At 44.3% G+C, this 25,981-nt stretch carries 28 protein-coding genes; 13 read left to right on the top strand and 15 right to left on the bottom strand.

The window, feature by feature from the left end; genetic code table 11:
• Positions 1-7 precede the first annotated feature (7 nt).
• Complete coding sequence (locus tag FR741_RS16855) at positions 8-733, bottom strand: NUDIX domain-containing protein (RefSeq protein ID WP_005373953.1); 726 nt, start codon at positions 731-733, stop codon at positions 8-10.
• Between the two features lie 299 nt (positions 734-1,032).
• Here FR741_RS16855 and pncB point away from each other — a divergent pair, with 299 nt between their 5' ends.
• The 4 genes from pncB to FR741_RS16875 all read left to right on the top strand — a co-directional run bounded on the left by pncB (position 1,033) and on the right by FR741_RS16875 (position 4,721).
• Positions 1,033-2,343, top strand: a complete 1,311-nt coding sequence (pncB, locus tag FR741_RS16860; RefSeq protein ID WP_074190011.1) for a nicotinate phosphoribosyltransferase — start codon at positions 1,033-1,035, stop codon at positions 2,341-2,343.
• 335 nt (positions 2,344-2,678) lie between these two features.
• Positions 2,679-3,038, top strand: a complete 360-nt coding sequence (locus tag FR741_RS16865; protein WP_005373947.1) for a hypothetical protein — start codon at positions 2,679-2,681, stop codon at positions 3,036-3,038.
• A gap of 214 nt (positions 3,039-3,252) precedes the next feature.
• Complete coding sequence (locus FR741_RS16870; RefSeq protein WP_167427260.1) at positions 3,253-3,771, top strand: glycine zipper 2TM domain-containing protein; 519 nt, start codon at positions 3,253-3,255, stop codon at positions 3,769-3,771.
• A 170-nt stretch (positions 3,772-3,941) separates the two neighbouring features.
• Positions 3,942-4,721: a methyltransferase domain-containing protein gene (locus FR741_RS16875; RefSeq protein WP_167427261.1), complete on the top strand. Its 780-nt coding sequence runs from the start codon at positions 3,942-3,944 to the stop codon at positions 4,719-4,721.
• A gap of 63 nt (positions 4,722-4,784) precedes the next feature.
• Here FR741_RS16875 and FR741_RS16880 read toward each other — a convergent pair whose 3' ends face one another.
• On the bottom strand, positions 4,785-5,681 hold the full coding sequence (locus FR741_RS16880) for a DMT family transporter (RefSeq protein WP_005392661.1): 897 nt from the start codon (positions 5,679-5,681) through the stop codon (positions 4,785-4,787).
• 94 nt (positions 5,682-5,775) lie between these two features.
• Here FR741_RS16880 and FR741_RS16885 point away from each other — a divergent pair, with 94 nt between their 5' ends.
• From FR741_RS16885 to FR741_RS16895, 3 genes are all read left to right on the top strand, one after another.
• A complete protein-coding gene (locus FR741_RS16885) occupies positions 5,776-6,660 on the top strand; it encodes a LysR family transcriptional regulator (RefSeq protein ID WP_005392662.1) in 885 nt (294 codons plus the stop codon).
• A gap of 180 nt (positions 6,661-6,840) precedes the next feature.
• Entirely contained in the window at positions 6,841-7,455 is a 615-nt protein-coding gene (locus FR741_RS16890) for an outer membrane beta-barrel protein (protein ID WP_005373936.1), read from the top strand.
• 159 nt (positions 7,456-7,614) lie between these two features.
• Positions 7,615-9,282 carry an ABC transporter substrate-binding protein gene (locus FR741_RS16895; protein WP_167427262.1) on the top strand — a complete coding sequence of 556 codons (1,668 nt, stop codon included), beginning with the start codon at positions 7,615-7,617 and terminating at the stop codon, positions 9,280-9,282.
• Positions 9,283-9,357: 75 nt separating this feature from the next.
• Here the strand turns inward: FR741_RS16895 and ompV are convergent, their stop codons facing one another.
• The 4 genes from ompV to FR741_RS16915 form a co-directional block, all read right to left on the bottom strand.
• A complete protein-coding gene (gene ompV / locus FR741_RS16900) occupies positions 9,358-10,134 on the bottom strand; it encodes an outer membrane protein OmpV (protein ID WP_167427858.1) in 777 nt (258 codons plus the stop codon).
• Positions 10,135-10,353: 219 nt separating this feature from the next.
• A complete protein-coding gene (locus tag FR741_RS16905; protein WP_046873821.1) occupies positions 10,354-10,890 on the bottom strand; it encodes a copper resistance protein NlpE in 537 nt (178 codons plus the stop codon).
• A gap of 256 nt (positions 10,891-11,146) precedes the next feature.
• Positions 11,147-12,376, bottom strand: a complete 1,230-nt coding sequence (locus FR741_RS16910; protein ID WP_167427263.1) for a quaternary amine ABC transporter ATP-binding protein — start codon at positions 12,374-12,376, stop codon at positions 11,147-11,149.
• Complete coding sequence (locus FR741_RS16915) at positions 12,369-13,268, bottom strand: ABC transporter permease (protein ID WP_046873819.1); 900 nt, start codon at positions 13,266-13,268, stop codon at positions 12,369-12,371. The genes FR741_RS16910 and FR741_RS16915 overlap by 8 nt, the downstream gene beginning before the upstream one ends.
• A gap of 502 nt (positions 13,269-13,770) precedes the next feature.
• Here FR741_RS16915 and FR741_RS16920 point away from each other — a divergent pair.
• The 3 genes from FR741_RS16920 to nqrM are packed head-to-tail and all read left to right on the top strand — an operon-like array spanning position 13,771 to position 14,784.
• Positions 13,771-14,061: a DUF134 domain-containing protein gene (locus FR741_RS16920; protein WP_005392669.1), complete on the top strand. Its 291-nt coding sequence runs from the start codon at positions 13,771-13,773 to the stop codon at positions 14,059-14,061.
• Positions 14,058-14,573 (top strand): NifB/NifX family molybdenum-iron cluster-binding protein, encoded by a 516-nt coding sequence (locus FR741_RS16925; protein ID WP_167427264.1) that lies wholly within the window; start codon positions 14,058-14,060, stop codon positions 14,571-14,573. Before FR741_RS16920 ends, FR741_RS16925 begins: the two co-directional genes overlap by 4 nt.
• Before the next feature lies 1 nt (position 14,574).
• Positions 14,575-14,784 (top strand): (Na+)-NQR maturation NqrM, encoded by a 210-nt coding sequence (gene nqrM, locus FR741_RS16930; RefSeq protein ID WP_005392671.1) that lies wholly within the window; start codon positions 14,575-14,577, stop codon positions 14,782-14,784.
• Here nqrM and FR741_RS16935 read toward each other — a convergent pair.
• Entirely contained in the window at positions 14,762-15,556 is a 795-nt protein-coding gene (locus FR741_RS16935) for an aminoglycoside phosphotransferase family protein (protein ID WP_167427265.1), read from the bottom strand. The genes nqrM and FR741_RS16935 overlap by 23 nt on opposite strands.
• Positions 15,557-15,766: 210 nt before the next feature.
• Here FR741_RS16935 and FR741_RS16940 point away from each other — a divergent pair, with 210 nt between their 5' ends.
• Complete coding sequence (locus FR741_RS16940) at positions 15,767-15,961, top strand: hypothetical protein (protein ID WP_005392673.1); 195 nt, start codon at positions 15,767-15,769, stop codon at positions 15,959-15,961.
• Between the two features lie 75 nt (positions 15,962-16,036).
• On the opposite strand, the gene fusA is transcribed toward FR741_RS16940, so the two are convergent.
• From fusA to FR741_RS16965, 5 genes are all read right to left on the bottom strand, one after another.
• Positions 16,037-18,061, bottom strand: a complete 2,025-nt coding sequence (gene fusA / locus FR741_RS16945) for an elongation factor G (protein WP_167427266.1) — start codon at positions 18,059-18,061, stop codon at positions 16,037-16,039.
• 293 nt (positions 18,062-18,354) lie between these two features.
• The gene (gene dgcA, locus FR741_RS16950) at positions 18,355-19,347 is read right to left on the bottom strand and encodes an N-acetyl-D-Glu racemase DgcA (protein WP_167427267.1); all 993 of its coding nucleotides are present in this window, start codon (positions 19,345-19,347) and stop codon (positions 18,355-18,357) included.
• Between the two features lie 50 nt (positions 19,348-19,397).
• A complete protein-coding gene (gene dgcN, locus FR741_RS16955) occupies positions 19,398-20,402 on the bottom strand; it encodes an N-acetyltransferase DgcN (RefSeq protein WP_167427268.1) in 1,005 nt (334 codons plus the stop codon).
• Between the two features lie 101 nt (positions 20,403-20,503).
• On the bottom strand, positions 20,504-21,385 hold the full coding sequence (locus tag FR741_RS16960; RefSeq protein WP_167427269.1) for a LysR family transcriptional regulator: 882 nt from the start codon (positions 21,383-21,385) through the stop codon (positions 20,504-20,506).
• A 156-nt stretch (positions 21,386-21,541) separates the two neighbouring features.
• Positions 21,542-22,750 carry an MFS transporter gene (locus tag FR741_RS16965; RefSeq protein ID WP_167427270.1) on the bottom strand — a complete coding sequence of 403 codons (1,209 nt, stop codon included), beginning with the start codon at positions 22,748-22,750 and terminating at the stop codon, positions 21,542-21,544.
• A 200-nt stretch (positions 22,751-22,950) separates the two neighbouring features.
• On the opposite strand from FR741_RS16965, the gene soxR reads away from it, so the two are divergent.
• A complete protein-coding gene (gene soxR / locus FR741_RS16970) occupies positions 22,951-23,382 on the top strand; it encodes a redox-sensitive transcriptional activator SoxR (protein WP_005392679.1) in 432 nt (143 codons plus the stop codon).
• Between the two features lie 9 nt (positions 23,383-23,391).
• On the opposite strand, the gene FR741_RS16975 is transcribed toward soxR, so the two are convergent.
• Entirely contained in the window at positions 23,392-23,787 is a 396-nt protein-coding gene (locus FR741_RS16975; RefSeq protein ID WP_005373896.1) for a DUF2391 family protein, read from the bottom strand.
• Between the two features lie 13 nt (positions 23,788-23,800).
• Complete coding sequence (locus tag FR741_RS16980; RefSeq protein ID WP_005392681.1) at positions 23,801-24,646, bottom strand: tetratricopeptide repeat protein; 846 nt, start codon at positions 24,644-24,646, stop codon at positions 23,801-23,803.
• Positions 24,647-24,846: 200 nt separating this feature from the next.
• On the opposite strand from FR741_RS16980, the gene FR741_RS16985 reads away from it, so the two are divergent.
• Entirely contained in the window at positions 24,847-25,317 is a 471-nt protein-coding gene (locus tag FR741_RS16985; RefSeq protein WP_167427271.1) for an ASCH domain-containing protein, read from the top strand.
• 50 nt (positions 25,318-25,367) lie between these two features.
• Here FR741_RS16985 and FR741_RS16990 read toward each other — a convergent pair whose 3' ends face one another.
• Positions 25,368-25,955 (bottom strand): class I SAM-dependent methyltransferase, encoded by a 588-nt coding sequence (locus FR741_RS16990; protein WP_167427272.1) that lies wholly within the window; start codon positions 25,953-25,955, stop codon positions 25,368-25,370.
• Positions 25,956-25,981 lie beyond the last annotated feature (26 nt).

Here is a 25,981-nt window from a genome sequence, read left to right on the forward strand (position 1 = left end):
CCTGCGTTTATCCACGCAAACAGTTTTGAAAAAAGGTTACTTCGTCGCTGGTCAGCGTATATACCATTGCGGGTTTTCCACCTTTGCCTTTGTTGGTAGAAGCGACTTTATTGGTGGGCTTTAGTACGCCTGAATCTATCAAGCGGCGCTTAATCGTCATTCGGCTAATATCAATACCAAACTCTTGATAAGCAGAAATGATGTCGGCAACCAAAAACTCTTTGTCTAATGCAAACAAAAGAACCGATGTGTATTCAATGGATGCACGAAGCTTCTGCCACGCTTTTTCAATGGTTTTTTGATGGTCAAACGCGAGAGTCTCTTCTCCATTGAGTATAGCTTGTAGCGAAAACCATTTAAGTTGGCACTCTGGTACACCTGCATTGTTGATTTGCTCTACATTGTTACGATCGACTAAGGCGTAGTGCGTAATGTTTAAGCTCCAGTCTTCTGGATCACGTTTGGGATCGCCGTCGATAAAAGCTTCACTAAAGTGACGAGGGTAGGTATGGATTTTCTCGCGGCAAATTCGGCGACGCGCCGCCTCAAAGTTTTCATCGGCCGGGCGTCCTCCTTCACTGGTTAAGTCTTTATCAAAGACAAATCCGCCCGGTAGTGCCCAGACTCCATGGTATGGCCGATTTGGATTTGAACGTTTAATCAACAACACTTCCAATCCCTTATCGGCACAGCCAGATAGCCTGAATGGAATAATGTCGACAGATACGATCATGGTTGGGTCCTAATATTGATTTGTAAGTAATCTAGCGCATAACAAGTGGTCAATCAATGGGTAAGTAACGAGTTGTGCGAAACGTTTTTGGTAGTGCTTCATAGTACGCCTTGAGTATAAATCTACGAATGAATCTGACTTATTCACAATCTGTGTGCGAATTCTAGACAGAAAAACCTTATAAAAATGAGTGGTTAGTAACAAAAGTTGACAAACTATAGATGGGTGTTTATTGTTTACGCAAATTAGTTAGTAACAAAAAGTTATATACCCAGGAAGGGCGTGTAGAAGGGCACCTAATGACCACCAAACTATTTTCTTCCCGCATCATTCAAAGCGCTTTGGATTTTGATGTTTACAAAGTCAATATGATGAGCGCAGTAACAGCGCTTTACCCTGATGCGATGGTGTCATACAAGTTTATTGTGCGTAGCGAGGAAGATCTCTCTGAACTGCTACCAGAGGTAAAAGCAGAAGTTCTTAAACTGCAAGACATTCAATTTACGCAAGAAGAAATCGAATATATTAAGCGTGTCGCGCCTTACCTGAATCCTGATTTTGTTGATGCATTGCGCCATTTCCGGTTTAACCCGCAAAGTGATGTCTCTTTCCATAATAAAGCCATGGCTGATGGCTCAAGCCAGTTACGCATTACTATCAATGGTTTGTGGCGAGATACTATTTTGTACGAAACGATCATCATGAGTATCGTGTCTGAAGTTCGTAGCCGTCAGCGTTGGTCTGATATCCCTGTAGCGCAATTTACCACCGTTTTAGAAGAGAAAGTTCGGTACCTAAAATCCGAACTAAAGCGTCGTAACATCACTAACTTTAAGTTTTCTGATATGTCGACGCGTCGACGTTTTTCCTTTCAAGCTCAGCGCACCATGCTGGAGTTCTTGTGCCAGGAAGTGCCGGAATGTTTGACAGGAACAAGCAACTACCACTTAGCAAAAGAACTGAATTTGACGCCTATCGGTACCGTTGCTCATGAATGGTTTATGGGCCATCAAGCTCTGGTGAATGTGCGAGATTCGCAAAAAGTGGCTTTGCAACGTTGGCAAAAAATGTTTAACGGTGCACTAGGTATTGCACTGACCGACACGATTGGTATTGATGCCTTCCTTAAAGACTTTGATGAAGAGCTAAGTAACGCGTATTTCGGTGTACGTCACGATAGTGGTTGCCCTTATAGCTGGGGTGAAAAAATGATTGCACACTATCAGTCGCTTAATATAGACCCGTTAACAAAAACACTGGTGTTTACCGACGGACTTAACTTCGAACAAGCGTTAGATATTTGCGAGTATTTCCAAGGACGTATTCAGGTGAGTTTTGGTATCGGTACTTTTCTTGCGAACGATATGGGTGATTATGTTAATAAAGAGGGTGAAGCCTACCAGCCACTTTCTATCGTGATCAAAATGGTCACGTGCAATGGTTCACCAGTCGCAAAAATCAGTGACGAACCTGAGAAAGCCATGTGTGAAGATATCTTCTTTTTGATGAACCTCAAGCGCCGCTTCGAGCAACCTCTTGATTTAAATGAGTGTCGTAAACTGATTGATCGTCTAGAAACTGAAGGTCAAAACTATCTCATCGACGCGTAGGCGTTATCCTCCCATCCTTGATAAGCACCCTCTATCGTTACGACAAATTTATATAGACAAACGTAGAGGGTGATTTCGTTATAGTAATACGCAGAAGTAACCAGATACAGCGTAGGAAAGCACTCGAAAATAAGGTTGTTTTTTTGTTGTGCTATGTGCCTATGATTGGTGTAAATCGATACGTTACAGCATCGTGGAAGGTGTATTTTCATCAGACACTAAACTCAGTCTAATCACGTAGTTCATTCCCATGTACCATGAGGTCACTCGGGTATAGACGTCTACCTGCTTTTATGACTTTGGGCTTCGCGTAATTGCTTGAATCAGGAGTCAAAATGAACCTAGTAGTACATTTGCAAAAGAAAGCGATCCGAAAATATGGCTATGAGATGGCCACTCGTCAAGCATGGAAATGTGGCATCAAGGCAAATCTTGTTAAGCGCGTGATCGGCCTTTTTAAAGGACAAATTGTTTGTGTGGTTGAAGGTTGCCGCGCAGAGTTTTCTTCTCCTCTTAATAACCCCCTTCACGAAGATGACAAGCAGGGGAGATATGTGTTTGTTGGCGGTGTATGCTGGGAACCAAATAACATTATAGCGCCTGGTTTCCCTGATTTTATGTTTATGCACGTGCGTAATCTAAGCCACCGTCATAAGTATTTAACGGATGACGAACTGTTTTTAAGCTTGGCTTAAAAATAAGCCTCATAGGTTAATCAAGCCTAACCATAATCAGTAATGATACGGTTTTAGCTCAGTTGACATTCTGTTGAGTGTTTCTTGACGTACCTTTTATAAAACAGTGTTTCTTTACTCGTTAATGACAGAGGGTTTGTTTTCGCCTGATGTGATTTCCTAATTGCGATTTACTATACCGCTCATCAAAGCAAACCATACTGGGATGTAAATCATGAATATGAAATCTATCGCAATTGCAACGGCAGTTGTTGCTGTATTAGCAGGCTGTAAAGACAAAACGCCACCAGCTCCAACCCAAGCAAACATTACTTTGGTTGAAGCGGTGACTGAAAGTGTGAAAAATCCACACCAAGTATGTAAAGACGTGGTAGTAACGGAGCAAGTTGCTCCTACGGATGATAATAAAATAATTGGTACGGTCGGCGGCGCAGCAGCTGGCGCGGCATTGGGTAACCAAATCGGTGGCGGCTCAGGTAAAGTGATTGCAACTGCAGCTGGTACGATTGCTGGTGCATTAACGGGTCGTAAGATTCAGGAGAACGTGCAACAAGGCGATGTAGTGACAACGACGAAAAAGCAGTGCCACACAGAATACACAACATCTGAAAAAGTAGTGGGTTACGATGTCACTTATGAAGTTTCAGGTGCGCCAACGACCGTTCGCTTAGCGAGCAAGCCAGCGACAAAAACGTTCCCAATTCAAGATGGCAAAGTTGTTCTTCCGCAATAACTAGCTCCTCAACCGAAGTAATTAACAAGCCCTTTTATCTTTGAGACGAAAGGGCTTTTTCACATAAGCGGTGTTTTCATCTATTTTCCCACGGGAATGTGCAGCCAGAATTACCAGCTAATTTCAGCGTTCGATACAATCACTTTTCGAAAAGTACGAACGGAAAAAACATGGAAGATTTTTACCTGACCGATCGCGGTTTAGCTGGTTATTTCGAAGCGCAATGGTTCGACAAGTTCATCGAAGATAAGCAGATTGAGACGATAACCAGTCGCTCAAAACAAGTCCCACTCTCTTTTTTGTCATCACCTCACTGCTACCAAGTTGCTGATTTTATTGCGCAGACGGCACTTGAGAGCGGCGTTCAGCCGTATTCCCTACTTGAGGTTGGCGCGGCGCTGGGAAGAAACTATTATGAGTTAGTGCAACGCTTACCTAACCTTAAAGAAGCGACGCTTGTGGAGCCTTCAAATAGGTTGATGGATGGCTTGAAGCAACTATTAATAGAAGAACAACGAGTCGAGCTAACTTATCTTCACGATGTGAACACCTTAAACGCTTTAGAGGTAGAGAATAGAGATATCGTACAGAAATGTGCTCATGTTGATTTGACGCTAATTAACCAGCCTTTTGAGATCGATACTCTCCAATCTCGCTTTGATTTAGTCGTATGTTTAAATGTGATTGATCAATGTGAGTCGCCACTTAGCGTGATCAATGCTCAAAAAGAAGCCACCAAGGTTGGCGGGCTGATGGTTGTCTCTTGCACTTATCAGTGGAACGCGAAACACATCAAAAATGAAGACGAAGCGGTCGATGATATCAAAGAGTACTTTGCTGAAGGTTGGCGTTTAGTATCGGAAGCCGATCATGAATATCGCATCCGGTTTAATGATCGTTTTGCAAGGCAGTTTTTATCTCATGTGGTCGCTTACATCAGAATGGATTAGAGCTACATAAAAAACCGAGCACTTACGACTCGGTTTTTTTAGTCTTTGAGGTAGAGCGCGATTTTAAGTAACGTGCGCCTCTTGTTGCTCTCGCTCTTGTTGAGCTTGCAGCTTTTTCTTGCGACGTTCTCGTTTAGAAAGCCAAACCAGCGGTACAACAATCATTATTGTTCCTATCGCCATGAATATGTCTGGCACTTCTCCAAACCAGATTAATCCCACAAACACGGCACCAATTAAACCACTGTATTCAGCGCTGGCAATTTTGTTGCTATCAATCGAGCGGTAAGCGATCACACATGTTGCCGCATAAATCATGATGAACAAACTTGAGCCAGCAGCAACAGGGAAAGCACTCCAGTCCCAAGGTTCTGCTTCGATCAGAACAAGCAAGAAGGCTACTGGAATACCTGCCAAGTTTGTCATCAATAACGTTTGCATCACAGACTGATTTTTTGGCAGTTTTCGAATGAGCAAGTTATTGATTGCTAAAGTAATTGCAACAACTAAAGCTGAAATCGCTGCCCAATCGATTTGGTCTGGACGAATGATGACCAATACACCGGCAAAGCCCATTATCGCAGCGGCGACCGATTGCTTAGATAACTGTTCTCCAAAAAAGATTGCTGCAAGCGGCAACATGATCAATGGCGCGGCGTAGAAGATTGCGTTCGCAGTTGCGAGCGGTAAAGATGAAATCGCCAAAACCATAAATATAGCACCAAGCAACCACACGTGAGCGCGGACAGCATGCCATTTAAATCCTTCAAGAAAATGAGTCTTTTTTGTCAGCAAGCAGACAGGCAGTAGGAAAAGCACTGCGGAAATTTGTCGGAAAAAGACAAACTGAAAAATAGGCACTTCATTTCCGACACTTTTAATTAAAGAGTCCGAAAGCACTGCAATGAGATTCCCAACAATTAATAGCAGCATAGCTGCGCCGACCGATGTAACTTTCACTTATTTCCTCTCCTCTTTCTTTGCCAAAGAGTAGGTGATGTCATAGGATGAAGTGAAGTGATATTTATTAGTTTAAGTATGAGATTTTTAGATAATGAAATTGCCACCACTCAGAGCGGTTCACTGTTTTGAATCTGTCGCTCGAAACTCTAGCTTTTCGCTTGCGGCTGAAGAGCTCAATGTGACGCAAAGTGCCGTTAGTCATCAGATACGATTATTGGAAGATTATTTGGGCGAGTCATTATTTATTCGTCAAGGAAGAAAGCTCTCTTTATCGGATACTGGTGCTCGTTATTTAGAGGATATTAGCCCGGCAATTAGCTCTATTGCGATGGCCAGCCAAAAGGTGAGAGAAGGGGACAAAGGCAGCATACGTTTAGCGATTTATAGCTCGCTTGCCGTAAAGTGGCTTATTCCGCGTTTGTCTGATTTTAAGCGGTTACATCCGGAAATCGATCTGACACTCAATATGGTTGTTGGTGATCCTGAGCAGACAGATAGCGTTGGTGATTGCTTTATCACGGTAGAGAAGCCAAAGCGCAACTATATGTCGGTGAAGTTATACGCGGAAACGCTGTATCCGGTATGCAGCCATAAAATTTGGAAAGAGTTACAAGATCAACCCATTCCAGAAGCGCTTTGGCGATATCCTATTTTGTCGACAGACTCTATTTATCGTGAGAGAGGAAAAGACTGGGCAGAGTGGTGCAGAGCGGGTGGTTACACTTTGCCAAAAGATGTCGATGTTCAACATTTTAGTCATATGTTGTTGGCAATTGAGGCTGCACGTTATGACCAAGGCATCGCATTTGCGAATGATTTTATGCTCAATGAAAGAGATAAAGCGCATGATTTGGTGTATATCCCTTCTCATGGATTAGAGACGGGGGACAGCTTTTATTTTATTCATAAAAAGAGCCGAGCCAAGCAGGCGGAAATCATCAAACTCACCAATTGGTTGAAGCAACAGTGCTTGTAAAATGACTAAATTGTCATAATTAAGAAATAAAGTGGCAAAGTTGTGTTTAAATATTTCATGTTTTATTGAGTTTTTATTCATTAACATCAACTTGGTTTTGAAACCGAGTGAAATGGATAGCATGACGTGCTTAAGGATGGGCAAAACACAACCTCAATAATTAACAGGCAGTGAAATACAATGTTTAAAAAAACATGGCTAATGACAGCCCTTCTAGCAACATGTTCTGTTGCAAACGCAGCTCCTTACGTTGGTGCATCGGTAGGTCAAGCATCGTTTGGTGATGTTAATGGCTCTATCAATGGTGGTGGTACCAACGCTAGCACTAAGCTTAAACTTGAAGATGACTCAAGCCTTTCAGGTAAAGTATTTGGTGGTTACAAGTTCAACGAATACATTTCTCTAGAAGCAGCCATTGGTGGCTACGACGCTTTAGACGGCAAAGTTGTTACTGTTGGTGATATGAAGTATTTATCGATTCAACCAAAGGCGACTCTACCTATTGGTGATCGTTTCAACCTTTTTGCTAAAGCTGGTCTTTCTTACTTCAATGCTGAATTCAAAATTAGCAACTCTGTGATTGACGGTAGCGCAGGCCATACCACCATTTCTGACAGCACTGTGACAGGCATGTACGGTTTAGGCGCAGAGTTCGCTATTACAGAAAACTTTGCTCTACAAGTTGAATGGGAATACATGATGCCTGAGCTAGACATTGCGAAATTTGGTAATGAAAAAGTAACGGTTGATGCTGACATCAACGTGTTCTCTGTAGGTATGAGCTACCGTTTCTAAGAATACTTATTCAAGTTACCTCTTGGCTTAGTACACGTTTTTGACTTCTGTTGGTCGAGCTGAGTCCAAGCTTTGAATATGTTTAGATATAGCACAGGAAGTTTAGTTGCTAAGCGTCCTGTGCTATTTTTTGCTTTGGAATAACTCTTAGGAATCTTTGTGAACGATGTCAATCTTAGGTATCTGGATCTACTGTTAAAGCACTTTGAACCTCATCAATATCACTTCGTTACGCTGTCGGAGCTTGAAGTGGTAATTTGTACGTCAAGGCGCAATGTTTCTATTGTGATGAAAAAGCTTGCCTCTTACGGTTGGGTAGATTGGAAACCTGCAATTGGCAGAAGTAACGCCAGCCGTCTGAATATTACTATTTCCCTTCAACAAGCGATGACCGAATTTTTGGTTGAGGAGCTTGGTCGGGGAAGAATGAACTCGATAACAAAACTTATCGATTGGTTCGGCCAAAGTGCTGTCAGGGCGCTGACGATTGCCTCTGAAAAAGTGAACCAGTTGAATGAGTCAAATAACGCTATTTTGATCTCCTCTTATCCTTGGGTGTCTAAGGTCGATCCTGCGAACACTTATCGTCATACTGAACTGCATGTGGCGAAAAGTGTTTATGATGTTTTGCTGACTCAAAATTCCAATGGTGGCATTGAGCCTTCGCTAGCACATGAGTGGAAAATGGAAGGCAATGTGATGACGTTATGGTTGAGGCCTGGAATATATCGTCACGATGGCGAACTTCTCAGCATACAAGATGTTGTTTGGAGCATCGAAAGACTTAAGGAAATAAAAGGACCAGTACACGAGCTCTGGCAGTGTATTGACAGTGTGATTGCCGAAACATCGAGCTGCTTAAAAATTACATTGAAACATCCGAACATGTTTTTTCCATACATGCTAGCCACTCCTCACGCTTCTATTCTTTGTCGAGATGTTGTTTCTTTCGGTTCTGGTTATTCTTACCACATAGGCACCGGACCATTTAAAATCAGTGGTTGGAACCAAGAGAGTATGCTTCTTCAAGCACACAAAGAATATTTTTCAGCGCGCGCATTATTAGACCAAATTACGCTGTCTCATGGTAATGTTAAGACTCTGAATATGTTGAGTTTTAACCAAACTTCTGATCACGTTGAAGTGGAAAAAATCAGCGCATTTTCATATTTGACCTATCGGGAGCGCGCGGACTCTAATCTCGCAAAAGAAGATTGGCATCAACTCGCCGATTACATCAATGCGCAAAAGAGAATCTATGAGGCGCAAAGTGCCGTTGACAGCATTCAGTTAGCGACTCAAGAGCAAGATTTACTAATAGCAGAGGCTGTTGTGACGCCTAAGCTACAGGGTAAAGTAGCGCTAGCCGAGCCAATCTGGACGATACCAAGTTTAATTCGTCACTCTGAGTGGTTGCACCGAGTGATTCGGGCGACGGGATTAGAGCTAGAGATCGTCATTATTGATGACATTAGTTTTCCTGAAGTCGTATCACATCGAGCGGACTTGCTCCTAATTGAAGAAGTCATGGAAGCGCCGTTTGAGTATGGCGTATTTGAATGGCTATCGATAGCAACAGGTTTGCGTTTTAGTTTTGATCAAAGCCAGATGTTGCTCCATCGAGAAAACCTTCGCGAAGCCATGACAAATGCTCAATCTTTACAATCTCTTTTAGGCGTAGAAAAAGCGTTACGAGAGCAGTATCTTTATTTGCCTTTATTTGTTGGCTATGAAGAGGTGACAAAAACACAGCAAGTGCGCGGTGTTCAAGTGAAAAATACGGGTTATAGCGATTTGCATCGTCTCTGGATCGCTCACTCTAACTAGCATATTTCGACACGGTGAGCACAGAGTATGAATACATAAAGCCATCGTAATGATGGCTTTATGTGGAATGTAGAGTTAGAAGTTGTACGACACACTCGCACCAATAACCCATTGGTTTGCACTATCAACAATTGAGGAATCGCTGATACCGCTGCCTAGGCGAGTGTATTGTGTCATTTGGCTCACTTGCCAGTTATCGTTGATTGGCATGACTAGCTTGTAGCCTAAACCATAGCTTACTGTTGAATCACCTTTGTACGCTTTGCGGTTTGCATTTGCTTCGCGTTGTTTTACGCCAAAGTAGTAATCTACGTAGTCTTCACTTTGATAAGTTAGGTTAGCAAAAGGAACAAAATCAACACTACCGAAGTTCATAATGTGGAAGTAAGTCGCGCCCGCTAAGTAACCTTTGTAAGCACCACTGATATCATGTTGAAGGTATGTTGAAATCACATTGTGTTGATCTAACGTAAAGTCAGTGTTCAAACCTAAATCGACAGCAAAGCGACGTTTATCCGTGCCTTTCAGGCTCTTTGCAATATCACCGTCACGCATGACACCACTGCCAACAAGGTAAGCACTCATGTTGATTAATTCATTGGTGTTACCGAAGAAGCGGTAGTTAATGCCACTTAGATCGGCGTTAAAGTCGTCACCATGGTAACCGCCATTTAGAATTGGAGCTGTATTGTATTTTTGATCTTTGAAAAGATCGCTGCCATGAGCCACTCCGACTTCCGCGTTCCAGCCACCTTCATTGTTGTAGATGTTACCGTTACGAATATAAGTATCACCAGCAACCGCTGAACCAGCAGCAGTCAGAGTTAGTAGTGCAATTAATGTCTTTTTCATCATTTTTCCGAGTTGTTCTGATTTGTTTTGAACACTGTACAAAATGAAGTTGTAAGCCTCTATCAGCAAAGCGTATGGAAATGTAATGAACCATCAGGATAAGAAGCGGAATGTAAGATCGGAGAAGGAAGATAAGAAAGACAACTGCCGTCGATGGAAAGAAAAAATCCGAGCTGGGGTAGCTCGGATTTAGATTATTTATCAGGTATCGATACGAACTTATTGTTGTTTCGTTAAGTTGTATAACGGTGCTAGGTCACCTGTTACTTTTTCGCCATTCATGTCTAGCTTCATAAGTACATTTTCACCAACAAAGTATTGGTTTGGTGCATCTTCGTTTGTCAACGTTACGATGCTGCCGTTTGCATCCCAAGTGAATTGGCCTTCAGACTTTGACTGACCGTCTTCTTTGTCTTGGTAGCTTTCTTCAAGTACGTAAGTGCCATCTTGATTTAGTGTGATGGTCATGTCGATACCTGAACAATCCGCACATGGAAGCGTACCTTTATATGTGCCGTTCCAGTCCAGGGCATTTTGTGCGTTATGCTCAGAGTCTACAAATGTTTCTTCAGTGATGACTTGTTCTTCTGCTACTGGCAGCGTGTCAATTGTCTCTGTAGTAACTTCTGCGCTAGTGGTGACTTCAGTTTCCGTCGCTTGAGGTACTTCAACTGCGCTTGTTTCGGCAGGTTTCTCATCTTGACAGCCTGCAAGAATGATTACCGCGCCTGTTAGTGCCAACATTGTTTTTTTCATTTTATCCCTCTTTAAATCAAGATTTTGTATGAGAGTAATAGTAGACATTTATCAGGTATTTGCGTCATCAAAAAGCAATAGAATGATCTATCTATGTCAATAAAACCGAATATGAGTATGAAATTGTCAGGAAAATCAGAACAATGTAAATGTTGATTGGGATATCAAGCTTGAGTCTACAAATAAATATCTAGAGGGGTGGGGGCAGAGATAGTGAAAACAGCCCACATTGCTGTGAGCTGTTTTATTAAATCAGTTAAGAGGCCTTATCGATGTTTGAACGTGAGGTGCTTCGTTTTGTGCTGTCTTCATCAGCGAATAAACCAGCAACAGTACGACGCTCTAATTCACCTTTCAAATGGCCATGCTCATCGACAACGGGCAGTGAGTATTCGCACGACATGGTTTCAGTCAATATTTGCTCAATGGCTGAATGGGGAGAGATGATAGGTACTTCTTCATAGATATCATCATCCCAGCTTGGGGTTTGAGCTAACTTCGTCGCGTCTAGTAACCCTTGTTGCGTTATCACGCCTTTATAGCCTGCATCGGTCACATGATAAGCATAATCACGTTTTACACGTTTCATCTCACTGAGCGCTTCTTCAATGGTTTTAGCGGCAATGCAATATGAAGGTGGCTGCATCACAGTCTCAACCGTCAATGCTCGCGCTCTGTTGACGTCTTTTACAAAGGCTTCAACGTACTCATCGGCAGGATGTAGCAATATTTCGTCTGGTGAACCTTGTTGGACAAGCTCACCGTCTTTAAGGATCGCAATGCGATCGCCAAGGCGCAGTGCTTCATCTAAGTCGTGAGTAATAAAAACAATCGTTTTGTGTAACTGCTGTTGCAGTTCTATTAACTGATCCTGCATTTCGCTCCGAATCAGAGGGTCCAATGCTGAGAAAGCCTCGTCCATCAACAGTATTTCGGCGTTGGTTGCCAATGCTCGCGCGAGGCCTACGCGTTGCTGCTGACCACCTGATAGCTGAGCGGGATATTGGTTCTCATAACCCGTTAATCCAACGGTATCCAACCATTCGTTTGCTTTTGATAAGCGCGCTTCTTTACTTATTCCTTGAATTTCCAAACCGTAAGCGATGTTGTCGATAACAGTGCGATGAGGCAATAAGCCAAAACGTTGAAACACCATCGACATCTTATGACGACGAAACTGCTCTAACTCCTTGTTAGAAAGCTGCATGACATCTACCCCTTCCACCAAAATCTGTCCCATGGTTGGATCGATTAGGCGATTGAAGTGGCGAATCATGGTGGACTTACCTGAACCGGATAAACCCATGATGACGAAAATCTCGCCCTTTTTAATTTGGAGGTTGATGTCTTTTAGCCCGACCGTGTGCCCCGTTTCCGCCAACACGTGTTCTTTACTATGTCCCAACTTGACGCGCTCAATCACGCTGTTGGGTTTGGGGCCGAAGATTTTATACAGACCGCTGATTTCGATAAGTGGACTAGTCATGCTTTAAATCTCCTAGATGGGCTTGAGTGCGTTTCGCATACGCTTGTGAAGCGCGGTCGAAAAGAATCGCTAGGGCGACAATGGCTAGACCATTTAAAAGACCAAGAGTGAAATATTGATTGGTAATCGACTTAAGAACGGGCTGGCCCAAACCTTTTACCCCAATCATCGATGCGATGACAACCATCGACAGTGCCATCATTATCGTTTGGTTGATTCCCGCCATGATGGTTGGCATTGCGAGCGGAAGTTGGACCCCAAAAAGCCGCTGTTTACTGCTGGCACCAAATGCGGTTGCGGCTTCCAACACTTCTTTATCCACCAAACGAATACCCAAATTAGTTAAACGAATAACAGGTGGAATCGCGTAGATTACTACTGCGATGAGGCCAGGAATTTTGCCGATCCCGAGTAACATAACAACTGGGATGAGGTACACAAATGCCGGCATGGTCTGCATGACGTCGAGTAATGGCGTCACAACAGACTGAATACGATTAGAGCGCGCCATGGCGATGCCGATAGGGATCCCGAGTGTGATTGCCAGCATGGTACACACCGTGATAATACTGAGCGTGCGCATTGTGTCTTCCCACATGCCGAAGTAGCCAATCAGGATAAGTGAGCCAAAACATGCGATAGCCAGTTTCCAAGAGCGACTAGCGGCATAAACGAGGGCGGTGCAGACGCCTAAAACAACGACCCAAGGTGTTGAAATAAGCAGTTTTTCAAACCAGACAAGAAATGAAAGGAGCGGATCAAAGAGAGACTCGATAAGTTCACCATATTCACGAGAGAAATCTCGGTAGGCGCCATCGAGTGTTTTGCGAATCGCTCTAAGATCAGAGCGATCCATTTCTGGGAATTCGCTGAGCCAATTGGAGTCAGACATATTTACTTCCTTTTCTGATATATCTAGGTGCCCTCAAGAGACGTGATTCAGCAAGAATGGCTGGGATCGTAGACCAAGTAATGATTGGTGGTTCGATAGGTCCTCCATCTATTGTTTTACCCTTTAGGCTCATTTCAATGCAGTCGACCTGCACTTTATAGTTACTTAGGGAGACACTCTTTTAATAAAATAATCATTAGTGTTCAAACGAATGATTTGATCGGATTATAGTTTTTCTTCTCCAATAAAATGAATACATTAGCGCGTATTTGTATGAAAAGTCTGCGCAAACTAACGTTTTTATTATCTAGATAATTAGAATTGATCTTTTTGCTCGTTTGTCACCAAAGTTTGTCAATTCTTAGATGTCTAATTAATCCTGATGTCTTACGTATTTATCGTGTCGATTTTTGCAAACTTAGTTTATTGGCATATGCTAAAAATGTTATTGGCATATGCCAGTTTAAGGCGTAATTTGACCCTGTGTTTTCGAGGGATAATGATGGCAAGACCAAAGATAGAAAGACGAATATGCGGACGTGCTGCACACCATTGTTTCAAACCCAATGGCGTGCCATTTCATCAGTTGGAGCAAGTCGCCATATTACCAGAAGAGCTAGAAGCACTGCGTTTGGCCGATTTAGAGGGTCTTAGCCAGCAGCAAGCTGCTGAACAGATGGGCGTCTCTAGACAAACTTTTGGTAACACAGTAAAAAGTGCAAGATTGAAAGTCGCAAAAAGTTTAGTTGAAGGTCATGCATTAGTTTTTCCGGATGAGGAGTCAAACTTATGATTTATGCTATTCCTAATGATGGTGAGCGGGTGGCAAACCACTTTGTTAAAGCACCATATATTGCTATTTATTCTGATACTGACGGTATGCTGAAAAACTTAGCGAACATTGCTTCGATGCCACAAGCAGGTTGCAATGCGAAGTCTCAGTTAATTCAGTCTCTGCAAGAGTACAATGTGGATGCTGTACTTGTACGAAATATCGGTGAACGCGCACTAGCCAAATTACTTCGTAGTGGCACGCAAGTATTCAGGCTTTCTACCCGTAGCTCATTGGAAGATGTACTTGCGGTTCCAAGAGAGCCTCTCATTGAGCCGTCTCAAGGTCGTCCCTCAAACAATCATAAGAAAAGTGCTCACAAGCCAAAAGGCGGTTGCGGTTCCTGTGGTTGTGGTGGCAAAAAATCCAAACCCTCCTTGCTGACAAGACCGAAAGCACCAACAGGGCTACTTAAAGTGACATCTCGCCCTGCTATACTTAGGCTAAAGACGATGGCTAATAAGGCAGGTTAATATGGTTTGGTTATTTACCTTTCTTGGTTTTCTCGCAATCATTTTGTTGATGTCGCTTGGCGTCATTTTCCACAACAAGCGTATTCAAGGGAGTTGTGGCGGATTGAATAATGTCGGTGTTGATAAGGTGTGCAATTGTGAAACCTCTTGTGCAGAGCCTGAAAGACGTTTGTATCAAATATCCGAACCTAATTCGTCATCTGAGCGCTAAGATCTTTTGCCCATTTCGGTAAGGTTTGTTTAAACCAGTCAATGTATTTACTGGTCTGAGGGTTCTGTCTCGAGACCAGTATATTCACCACTTCTACCACCATCCACGTTTTAGCTATTGCAATCGTTCTTGCTAAATTACTCGCATCGCTTTGCTTTGCCGTCTTGGTATATGTATGCGCCACACCAAGATAATCTTCGAATGTGCCCATGCCTTTGACTAGTGTCGCTAAATCTATCGCGATATGCCCTGTCGAAAAACGTTCCCAGTCGAATAGCACCAAATCGCCATTATCTCGTCGCCCCCAGTTCCCGGCATTGGTGTCTCCTGAGATCAAATTTTTGGTGTTGAAAAGCGGGCCGGATTGCTCTTGTAGCTGATAAAAGAACCGCTCTGTTTTTGCGTCTAGTTTGAGCGTGCTTAAAGCTTGGGAAGTGGCTGGTTGTGTCCACTGATGAGGATGATAAACACCATCTGATGTCGGAGATAGTCTATGTATTTTAGCTAGTTGTTCTATCACGCGGGGCTCTTCAAGCAGGAATTCTTGATTGACAGAGTGCGGGATATACTCGATTCGTAACGTATTTTGTTGGTGATCGTAATCAATGAGCTCAGGTACAAGAATGCCAAGTTCATTGAATGGTTTAGCCTGGTGTTGATAAAAAGCGACCTCAACCTGTTCTACCTGCTGCTTTTCAATGAATGAAATGCCGTGTTTTTCTACCAGATAAACTTTGGCACTGCCCATCTGGTTAAGCTCTTGCTTTGACATGAGGCATCCTGTCTTTTGATGGTGGAATCTTCACTTACCTTAAACGCGAAAGGTGTGTGCTCCAAGAATACTTAAAGAGAACATTGAAACAAAATAATGCAATGGTTTGAGTATAAAATTGTCGCTGGTGTCTAAATTTTGCACAGTGGCTTTTACGCATCGTTAACCACGTTCTACGCTTAATATTCGATTTAAACAAGGAGAACCAATATGGCTGTAATAAAGCAGGATATTCCAAATCGTGTAACGGTTTATCATGACAATGTCGATCAAGAACAAGAGCTGAAAAATGCGATGCTGCCAGAGAAACCGCGCTACTTTAACGGTGCTCCGACTTACAAAGCGAACAGCATCGAAGAGTTTGAAAATAAAATCAGTCAGATCGGTTTGTCTCTCGATAAATAAATTTTAATTTACCTAAAAGCGCCCTCAAAATGAGGGCGCTTTTTTATTTGTATGATTGATTTTAATCGTAGGGAATTAACCTTGTTGAGCACTGCCTTGGCAGACTTGTTTTTGCACTGCTGGTGGCGCGGGCTCGTAATGGCTTAAAGTCATACTAAAACTGCCTTCACCACCCGTGATAGCTCGCAATCGACGAGCGTAATCTTGCAACTCGTTTACTGGCGATTTGGCTTTCAACAACGTGAATTGGCTATCAATCGGTTCGGTGCCTTCTATTAATCCTCGATTACCTGACAAATCCCCAGACACGTCACCGACGTTTGTGGTTGGGACGTGTAACTCCATTTGGACAATGGGCTCTAACACAATAGGATCAGCGTTGTTGATCGCATCTAAAAAGGCTTTCTTACCTGCGATGACAAACGCAATTTCTTTTGAATCGACGGAGTGATATTTACCGTCATAAACGGTGACTTCCACATCCTTGATTGGGTTGCCAGAAATCGCCCCTTCTTCGAGTACTTGTAAAATACCTTTTTCGACCGCGGGAATAAGCGCGGTTGGAATGGCGCCACCCACCACTTTGTTGATGAACTTAAATCCAGCGCCACGTTCGAGTGGACGAACCTTCAATTGCACTTCACCAAACTGGCCTGCACCGCCACTTTGTTTTTTGTGTCGATAATGCCCTTCGGCAGGTTTGGTAATGGTTTCAAAGTATTCGACGCTTGGTTGGCAGGTTTCGACGTCCAGTTTGTACACGTTCGCCATCTTTTCTAATGCGACTTTGAGGTGAAACTCCCCTTGGCCGCTGATGATGGTTTCGTTGGTGCGAGCACGATGTTCGATGCGCAGCGAAGGATCTTCACTGGCGATTTTATTCAGCACATCGCCTAATTTTTGCTCATCTCCACGCTTAAGAGGCTTCAAGCACAAAGAATACATGGAGTCAGGAAGGTCCAACGTTTTGAGTTGAACACCATCTTCTTCGTGAGAGTCATGAACGATTGAATCGAATTCGAGATCATCCACTTTGGCTAAAACGCAGAAGTCGCCTGCAAGCGCGCGAGGGATCTCGGTTCTATCTTTGCCCTGCAGTTGATATAAGTGCCCAACTTTAAATGCCTTGTTGCTTTCGCCAATATAAAGCTGGCTGCCCGCATTGATTTCACCCTGATACACACGTAAGTAGGCAAGTTTTCCCATATATGGGTCGACGCTGACTTTGTACACGTGTGCGACGGTGTGCTCTAAGGTTTCGCAATTTACTTTGATTTTTTTGCCGTTCTTTTCCAGTAGAGGAGGGTTACCCTCGTTTGGCATGGGCATGATCTCCGCCAAGGTGCGCAGCAGTAACTCGACGCCCGCGCCGGTTTGTGCTGAGACAAAACAGACCGGAATCACATGTCCAGTTCTCAGTGCTTCTTCAAACGGATCATGCAGTTGCTCTGCGGTGAGTTCGGAACCTTGTTCCAGATACAGTTCCATCAGTTCTTCATCGACTTCGATAACTTGGTCAATCAAGGTCTCATGAGCTTCATCTACCGTCGAAAGTAAGGTTTCTCGTCCCAATTCTGGTTCGAAATAGCAGTCAACTACAGATTCCCCGTCAACCGAAGGTAAGTTGATCGGCAAGCAGTGGTCCCCAAAATGCTCAACGATGTTCTCCATCAATCTTTCTAACTGATGACCGTGGTTATCGAGCTTATTGATGATGATCATCTGACATTTTTGCTGCTCTTTAGCAAAGGTGAATAAGCGATCGGAAGTTTGATTTAGTGGGGTTTGAGGGTCGATGACAAGGGCGGATGTTTCAACGGCAGGAAAGACGCTGATCGTACGGCCAAGTAACTCGTTTTGTCCCGGAGTGTCGATGATATTGAGCCGATGTTTATTCCAGCGTAGTGCGACTGGCGTTGCTTCAATGCTGTGTTGATATTGGATGGATTGAGGGTCGAAGTCGGTAACGGTATCGCCTTTTTCTACGCTGCCTAAATGGTGAGTGGCATCGCAGGTGAAGAGCAGTTTTTCTATCAGCGTGGTTTTACCGGTCCCGGTTTGGCCGACGAAAGCAATATTGCGTATTTTGTTTATAGGCATAGAGCCTCCTTGCAAGATGGCGTGAAAAACCTACGAATTGCTAGGAAGTGGGTTGTTAGAGAAACCCACGCACTGCATTGGAGTAGGGCGGGATTACCGCCTATTCGTCTTCCATGTCATTTTCCGGATGACTCGATGCATAAGACCACCTTCTTGGACTACTGTAATCTTAGCATGCCGTAATAACCGTATAATTTATGTGACTTATTTCATGATGGGGCTGATTGTTTTTTAATCGAGATCATAAACTCAGAGGTTCTGACTTTTCGATCAAAACCTCTGGATTGTTTAGGCTATTTGGAAAGAACGATTTCGCCGTCGCGATAAACTAAGCTCGGCGTTACATCTTGTCCGAGCAACACCGGGCCATCAAGATCGACAACGCTCGCCTGAGCAGCAATGGGTAACGCAGCACGCATCGCCAGCGACGTCCCCAACATACAACCGGACATGAGGCTAAAACCGAGTTTTTTTGCATCGTCGGCCAGCAATAATGCTTCACTGAGCCCGCCCGTTTTATCTAGCTTAATGTTCACCATTTCATATTTGCCAAGCAGTTGATGCAATTGCTCTCTGGTGTGACAACTTTCATCGGCGCAAAGTGGAATGGGGTGAGAAATGCTGGCGAGTACGTCGTCGCAGTCTTGTGGCAACGGTTGCTCGATCATGGTGATATTAAACGGTTCGAGTTGAGCAAATACCGTCGCGAGGTCGAGGTTTTGCCACGCTTCATTCGCATCTAAGACAATTTGTACGTGCGGCGCGGCATCGCGTACTGCTGCAACGCGCTCAATCACGTTTTCACCATCCAGTTTTACCTTTAGCAGTTTTGCGCTTTGACTAACGTAAGCTTGCGCCTGTTTGGCCATCGCTTGCGGCGTGTCGATAGAAATCGTCATCGCCGTCACAATCGCCTCGGGTAACGTAAAGAGGTCGTGAACCTGTTGCTTGTGGCTCAAAAGCGCGTGAAGATGCCAAAGGGCGCAATCCAATGCATTTCTTGCCGCCCCTGCGGGCAATAACGATTGAAGCTGGCTTTTGAGAACCATGACATCAGCTTCGCCTTTGGCATACAAACTTTGCAGTTCATGCGCGGCGTGAGAAATCGCCTTAATCACCGATTCAACCGATTCACCATAACGAGGGTATGGCGTGCATTCACCTTGGGCGGTCATGCCCCGGTGTTCAATTGTCACGCGGACTACGTGGCACTCTGTCCGACTGCCGCGAGAGATGCGAAATGGTGTCGCCATAGCAATCGTGACGGGTTCTACATGAATTTTCATCTCACTAGTTTTCCCTAAACCGCAGTTATTTTCTAAACCGTAAATGTTTCCTAAATCGCAAGGATCTTATCTGCAACCGCATCAACGCCAAAACGCACAGGGTCGGTGACGGGCACCCGATATTTGTCGATCCAATCCTGGCATAGCTGGGCTGCATCTTCTTCGCTGATCGCCGAAGTGTTTAAGCAAATACCCACTAATTGAGCTTTTGCGTTTGTGAGGCGAGCAGCGGCCAGATTCGCTTCTATCGTTTGTTCAATGGTTGGCAAACTCGCATGTGGTAAGTTGCGGATGTGCGGGCGACCAATCTCATGGCACAGTACCAGAGCGTCCGCTTGTGCGCCGTGAAGTAAGCCCAAACTTACGCCAGCAAACGAAGGGTTAAATAACGAACCTTGCCCTTCGATGATGTCCCAATCGTGGTCGGTGAAGTCGGGGCTGATCGCTTCTACTGCGCCGGAGATAAAATCGGCAACTACGGCATCAATTGAAATGCCACTGCCTGCGATGAGAATTCCCGTTTGACCCGTTGCTTTGAACTCTGCGCGACAGTTTTTACGCTTTAATGCGTGTTCAATGGCAAGGGCAGAGTACATTTTGCCAACGGAGCAATCTGTTCCTACAGTAAGTACTCGCTTGCCTGCGCGAGCTTTGCCATTGCCGACCTTGAGCGGGGCATCATAATGGCGAACATCATATAGTTTGGTTAATCCGCGTTGTTCTAGATCGGCAAGAGGAGCAAATTCCGCCAAATGTTGGTGCATGCCCGATGCAATTTCAAATCCCATTTCTGCCGCTTCAAGTAAGGTTGCTTGCCAAGCTTTGGGAATGACTCCCCCCGGGTTTGCTGTGCCAAGTACCAGCGTTTTTGCTCCTTGCTGCTGCGCTTGTTGTAGTGTCATGTCGGTTAAACCAAGCGATACGGTTTCTGGCGTCAGGCGGATTTGGCCAAGGCAAATCTCAGGTCGCCATTGGTATATACCACGCGCGGTTTTTGCTGCGAGTGGATCGGTTACATCGCCAAGAAAGAGTAGGTAAGGTTGAGCAATTTGCATGATGGTTCCCTTCGTCATCGTTATTGCCCATTAATGTAGCCAGACTGATTTAGGAAACCGAATGCTTATTTGTTAGGCAGGTATAACTTCAAGTTATACCTTTAAACCATCTGTTTTTTTAGGGCGGTGATAAATTGCTTTGTCGCAATGGATTGAGGCGTGTGCTCTGCGAATAAAATAGAGACAGAGAAGGACATATTTGGCTCCAAAGCATGAACGGAAACGGCATTATCTTGGCGATATTGTTTTGCAGTCCAAGGGTCTACAATGGCGAATCCTGCTTCGTTTTTCACCAGTTCAGCCGCCGCGGAGTAGCTGCGGACGGTAATGGCATGTTGATAATGCTCGTCACGCGCCGATAAGGTTTGATGCAGCAATAAGCCCAGAGGATCTCGGCTATCTAAACCGATAATGGGTAAATCGTGACTGATGAGTTCTTCTAAAATAACGACTTTTTCTGCGGGTATCGCTGCGCTTTTAGGAGCGATCAGTGCTAAGTTTTCTTTCAATAACACGTGCCCCATGATCGCTGGTGGTGTTTCTTCACCGAACGCGATGGCGACATCCAATTCATGTTTCAGCAACCCGGAGCACAGCTCATCGCGATTGGCCGTTAAGAGCTCAAAGGAGATGCCGTGCTCTTTCGACAACAAGGCGACAGTCGGTGCTAACAAGTGCGCGGCCAAAACAGGCGGAGCACCGACTCGCAAATGTTGAGTTCCCTGTTTGACTTTGTTGGTCAGAGAGCGAAATTGTCCGAGTTGTTGATAGACCTTTTCTGCCTCTGGCAATAAGGCTTTGGCTTCTTGAGTGGGAACGAGGCGCCCCTTTACACGCTCAAATAAAGCGAAGCTCAGTTGTTGTTCTGTATGGGCGAGAACTCGAGTGACATTAGGTTGGGAAACGTGCAGTAAGCGAGCCGCGCCTGACACCGTTCCTGCTTGCATAATGGCGTAAAAGACTTCCAATTGTCTTAAGTTCACTGCGAATTCCTTCTGCTCATGTTGGTCGCCTCAGAATACCCAACCTTGCTGATGAGCGATAGAGGAAAAAAGTACTGGTGTAGAAAATTAGGAAGACGATGTTGGTTATCTTCTTATCTCACTTTTTCAATTTCTCAACTTCTCAATTTCTATGCTTCACTTTGCCGCTGCATGAAGGGGCTGGTTGTTAAACGGCTCGACGTCTCGGCTGAGTAATCCCATCAATACCACTGCTAACACCATGACAACAGCTGCGATTGCAAAACCGTATTGTGTTAGTTCGTAATGACTCAACATCGCGATTAATACATAACTGAGAGATTGAATGGTGGTGGAAAACATGCTGATGCCGCCATCAACACGACCACGTTGATGAACCGCTACGGTGTGATGCATCCAGTTGACTCTCGCAATGCGATTTAGCGCGTTAAACACACCAAACAGAGCCGTAAACAACAAGATTATGAGAGGACTCATTGCAAAACTCATCCCGATAAACGCAAGAGATACCATGACCATCGAAGCAAACATAATGTGGCTATGGGAGGCTCGGCTTAGCACTTTGGTGACAATAAAGCCGGTTAGCAACGAGCCGAGGCCAAAACTGATGTTGAACCCTGCAAACCAATCGCCAGAGATGCCTTGTTCAGAAAACCAAATCGGCACCAATTTGCTCAAATACGTCAATGCAGGATAAGAGAGACAAGAGAGCAGAATAAAGCCATAAAAGCGGGGTTCGAGACGGAATATTTGTTTGCTCTCTTTGAGTTGTGCGATGAAAGCAACAGATTTTGATGCCCTTAATTGTTGGGTATACGGCGTCAGAATATAAAACATCGCCGCCAAAGCGGATGCGCTGGCTGCAAACAAAGCAAACTCTTTCATTCCCCACATTTCAAGCAAAACAATACCCAACGCACCAGCTCCTAGGGTCGTGGATTGCATTACGATTTCTTGCTGCCCCGAAATTTTTGCGTATTCGTGATGCTGATAATTTTCTTGGGTGAAGGCGTTGTTGGTCGTCCATGCAAAATTACTCGAAACCCAATACACCAATTGCGCAAAAGCCAGCAGCCAGTGGGACTCAAAACCCAACCAATAAGCAATGAACACCACCAAAGCCATGCCCGATTGAATCCATTGATTGAGCACGAGGAGTGCTTTGCGTGAGTGTCGGTCAACTAAAGTGGAAAAGAAAGGCGTTGCCAGAAAAGAAATCGCGGTGCAGCTCAGAGAAACTAAAGCGACGAATGTGCCCATTTGGGGCTCGGAAAGCATGACCCATGGCAGTGCCATCATGAACAAGCCAGATGAGATACTGTCAAAGAAGCGGCCAGCTAAGTACGGCTGAGTTTTATTTTTCATTATGTTTACCTCAATCTCCCGATGGATTTCAAAACGTTGGCTTATAACGGTGCTGTGTTTGTCAACCAACTTGTTCATTCCGAACGCATTATTTCGAGACCATCTGGGTTTAGCGTTAATTAAGATGGTGCAACTTTAAAACCTCAAGTAAACTTGAGGTAAAGCATTTTTTAACAAAATTGATACACAGGGAGTCAAGGATGGAAATCAGCGTAGGAGAAGTGGCAAAACGTTCCGGAGTGAAAGTCTCTGCCCTGCATTTTTATGAACAAAAAGGACTGATTTCGAGCTGGAGAAATCAAGGCAATCAGCGTCGCTACCATCGCAGTGTGTTGCGCCGTGTTGCGGTGATTAAAGCGGCGCAGCAAGTGGGGTTGTCGTTAGAAGAAATCAAACATGCGCTAGATGAGCTGCCGAAACATCAAGCGCCAAACAAACAGCAATGGGAAGTCATGGCGAGTCATTGGCATGAACAGTTGGAGCAAAAAATTCAAAAGCTCAAAGCTCTGCAAAACGATTTGGGTGGATGCATTGGCTGCGGGTGTTTGTCGTTAGAAACCTGCGCGCTGCGAAACCCAGAAGATGTGTTAGGCAAAGACCACTCGGGTTCTAATTTAACGTTAGAAGAGTAGGTGCTATTCCTATTCTTTGTCGAAACTGTCCACCACAATCGCACCCATTGACGCCGGCATTGTGATGACGATGACCCGTTTTATCGCAACCAAAGGCTCATTCATTAGTGGCAGCTTATCAAGACAGAAAAGAACTAACGCCACCACAACGGCCGCAATGAGGTACGCGATAACCACACGAAAAATAAAAATGGATACGCGATTTTTGATGTGGCTTTGGAACACGCTTTGATAGGCGAAAAAACTGAGGAAAATGACAGAAAGGCTTAACAGCATGAGCAGGTTTGCCATTGGCAAGCTTTCACCTAGTCGCCACGCCTCTTCAGAAAAAGAGATGGGTACGGCGAGGGCAAAAGCGCCAACCAACACTTGGCTGGCGTCTTCTAAGTTAAAGTGACTACTCATGCTGCTCATTCCATTATTCGTTTGCTAGGTGTAAGAGCTTTTCAAAGCGCTCGTTACCATGCAGCAATTCGAGGTCTCGCTCTTCGGCAAGCAAGTCACGAATAGATGGGCTGTATTCAATAGCGCGTTCCAAGTCTTCAATGGCTTGCTCTTCAATGCCAAGACGAGAGTATGCACAAGCGCGTTGATACAGTGCAGGACCATTGGTGTAATCGACTTCAAGTACGCGGTTACAGATGCTTAGTGCCCAGTGGTATTCGTTGATTTCCATCGCGGCGTCTGCTTTGTAAGTCAACGCTTCTAAATCACCTGGGCGAATCAGCAAGATCTCATCATAGATTTCAATACGTTGCTCTGGTGTTTGTGAGCTTTGCGCACGCAACCATAAGTTATGGATCTCGTTGATTTTCTCAATTTCTTTATTGTTTTCACTGATAATGCGAGTTTTGCGTTTTAAATCTCGCTCAAGGGCGACAAATTTCTTCTCGTATTCTTGGGCGATCTTTTCTAATCGTTTATCCGCCATCTCTTTGGTGTTGTGTTTAAACTCACGCAGAGATTGCCAGCCTACAAAGGCGATCAGCGATGCGACACCTGCGATGATGTAGAAGAAGTAGGTTACGGTCACGTTGGCATAGTTCAACGATTTATCCGCAACCGTCAGCTCGCGGTCGGTGATCTCTGTGATCATTCGTTTTTCTAGGCTCTGATAGTCCTGACGCAGTGCTTTTAGCTCATCTAAAATATAGCGTTCCATTAATGGTCTATCTAACAGATCCGATTCTGAATACTTTTCGTCCGATGCCATTGTCGGCAAGGCAAGTATCAGCGAGAAAAAAATACCAATAAATAAGCGCATAAAACGTCCTTTCACGAGAAGAGTACAGATAGACCATGCAACAATAGCAAATAGCACAAACGTTTAGCAAAGTTATTACAAAAGAAATAATTGTCGTCTACGTAAAAGTCATATTCTTGTTGTTTTTCAGTTTGTTCCTGGTGGTTATTTGCCGTGATATCTTTTATCGTCCTTGCGAATTTATGATTAATGGAGTGAGCATGGACGCGCGAGCTAAGGATTACTTAGAGCAGTATCTAAAATTATTATCACCAGAACAAAGAGCAGCCGTACCATCAGTTAGTGCTGACTATTATTGTGCCGATGAATACAACGCCAACGTATGCGCCGATTTGGTTCGAATTGGACAGAAAACCGCCTCTTGCAGTATGGAGCTTTGGTATCGAGAGCATGGCGAAAGCATGCCACAAGTCGGCCATTTACAAGTCGTCACGAATTGGAACGGTGACCCCATTTGTGTGATACGAATTACTGATGTCAGCACATGCAAATATGAGGATGTAACCGCAGAGTTTGCCTACGCAGAAGGCGAAGGTGATAGAACCTTAAACTGGTGGCGTGACGCGCATACTGCATTTTTTAACGCTGAATGCGATGAGTTGAACATAGATTGGCATGAGAAACGTACGCTAGTTTTGGAGCGTTTTGAAGTGGTGTATCCAGTCAATTAATCGCTGATAGCAGCACTGATTTGAAGTGCTGCTTTCTTGAGAGACCGCTTTTAGCGCTTGCGAGCGGTCACACTAAACATGTGCCAGTGTTTTGGGCTTCCGACTACCGTGGTTCCGTCTTCATCTCTTTCATTCAATGAAATGAGTTCGTAATCCTCGAATAAACTTTCCACTTCCTTTTTCGTTAATGCGGTAATGTTCGGATGCATTTCTGATGCAACCCAGGAGTCTTTTACTCCTAAGAAATCACCGCAAAAGATACCGCCAGGTTGTAAGGCACTGTCTATATTGGTCCAAACTTGCTCAAAGCCTTCGTCCGGGCAAAAGAACAAACTGGCATTCGCGATAACCAGGCTGCATTGAGGGTAGTCAAACTCAGTAAAACAGCACTGTGAAATTGAGAAACGCTTCTGGCCTTCAAAGCGTGTTAAACAAGTTTTTACTGCATCTTCATGGCTATCAAATGCGTGAACGTTAAACCCCTGTTCGAGGAGGAAATGACTGTCTCGACCTATTCCGCAGCCAATATCAAGAGCGACTTTGCTCTCGAGTTTCAATAGGTTTACGGCATTTTCTACGTTTGGGCGGTGAGGTTGGTTTAAAATTTTCTGATAGTACTCGTTCCATTGTGCTGACATTGAACTTCCTTGTATTTATTGTGTTT

The sequence above is a fragment of the Vibrio diabolicus genome (assembly GCF_011801455.1).
GTDB lineage: Bacteria > Pseudomonadota > Gammaproteobacteria > Enterobacterales > Vibrionaceae > Vibrio > Vibrio diabolicus.

Coding starts and splice junctions, on each gene's coding strand:
- FR741_RS16855 (WP_005373953.1), bottom strand. CDS start 733: ATGATCGTATCTGTCGACATTATTCCATTCAGGCTATCTGGCTGTGCC.
- pncB (WP_074190011.1), top strand. CDS start 1,033: ATGACCACCAAACTATTTTCTTCCCGCATCATTCAAAGCGCTTTGGAT.
- FR741_RS16865 (WP_005373947.1), top strand. CDS start 2,679: ATGAACCTAGTAGTACATTTGCAAAAGAAAGCGATCCGAAAATATGGC.
- FR741_RS16870 (WP_167427260.1), top strand. CDS start 3,253: ATGAATATGAAATCTATCGCAATTGCAACGGCAGTTGTTGCTGTATTA.
- FR741_RS16875 (WP_167427261.1), top strand. CDS start 3,942: ATGGAAGATTTTTACCTGACCGATCGCGGTTTAGCTGGTTATTTCGAA.
- FR741_RS16885 (WP_005392662.1), top strand. CDS start 5,776: ATGAAATTGCCACCACTCAGAGCGGTTCACTGTTTTGAATCTGTCGCT.
- FR741_RS16890 (WP_005373936.1), top strand. CDS start 6,841: ATGTTTAAAAAAACATGGCTAATGACAGCCCTTCTAGCAACATGTTCT.
- ompV (WP_167427858.1), bottom strand. CDS start 10,134: ATGAAAAAGACATTAATTGCACTACTAACTCTGACTGCTGCTGGTTCA.
- FR741_RS16905 (WP_046873821.1), bottom strand. CDS start 10,890: ATGAAAAAAACAATGTTGGCACTAACAGGCGCGGTAATCATTCTTGCA.
- FR741_RS16910 (WP_167427263.1), bottom strand. CDS start 12,376: ATGACTAGTCCACTTATCGAAATCAGCGGTCTGTATAAAATCTTCGGC.
- FR741_RS16915 (WP_046873819.1), bottom strand. CDS start 13,268: ATGTCTGACTCCAATTGGCTCAGCGAATTCCCAGAAATGGATCGCTCT.
- FR741_RS16920 (WP_005392669.1), top strand. CDS start 13,771: ATGGCAAGACCAAAGATAGAAAGACGAATATGCGGACGTGCTGCACAC.
- FR741_RS16925 (WP_167427264.1), top strand. CDS start 14,058: ATGATTTATGCTATTCCTAATGATGGTGAGCGGGTGGCAAACCACTTT.
- nqrM (WP_005392671.1), top strand. CDS start 14,575: ATGGTTTGGTTATTTACCTTTCTTGGTTTTCTCGCAATCATTTTGTTG.
- FR741_RS16935 (WP_167427265.1), bottom strand. CDS start 15,556: ATGTCAAAGCAAGAGCTTAACCAGATGGGCAGTGCCAAAGTTTATCTG.
- FR741_RS16940 (WP_005392673.1), top strand. CDS start 15,767: ATGGCTGTAATAAAGCAGGATATTCCAAATCGTGTAACGGTTTATCAT.
- fusA (WP_167427266.1), bottom strand. CDS start 18,061: ATGCCTATAAACAAAATACGCAATATTGCTTTCGTCGGCCAAACCGGG.
- dgcA (WP_167427267.1), bottom strand. CDS start 19,347: ATGAAAATTCATGTAGAACCCGTCACGATTGCTATGGCGACACCATTT.
- dgcN (WP_167427268.1), bottom strand. CDS start 20,402: ATGCAAATTGCTCAACCTTACCTACTCTTTCTTGGCGATGTAACCGAT.
- FR741_RS16965 (WP_167427270.1), bottom strand. CDS start 22,750: ATGAAAAATAAAACTCAGCCGTACTTAGCTGGCCGCTTCTTTGACAGT.
- soxR (WP_005392679.1), top strand. CDS start 22,951: ATGGAAATCAGCGTAGGAGAAGTGGCAAAACGTTCCGGAGTGAAAGTC.
- FR741_RS16975 (WP_005373896.1), bottom strand. CDS start 23,787: ATGAGTAGTCACTTTAACTTAGAAGACGCCAGCCAAGTGTTGGTTGGC.
- FR741_RS16980 (WP_005392681.1), bottom strand. CDS start 24,646: ATGCGCTTATTTATTGGTATTTTTTTCTCGCTGATACTTGCCTTGCCG.
- FR741_RS16985 (WP_167427271.1), top strand. CDS start 24,847: ATGGACGCGCGAGCTAAGGATTACTTAGAGCAGTATCTAAAATTATTA.
- FR741_RS16990 (WP_167427272.1), bottom strand. CDS start 25,955: ATGTCAGCACAATGGAACGAGTACTATCAGAAAATTTTAAACCAACCT.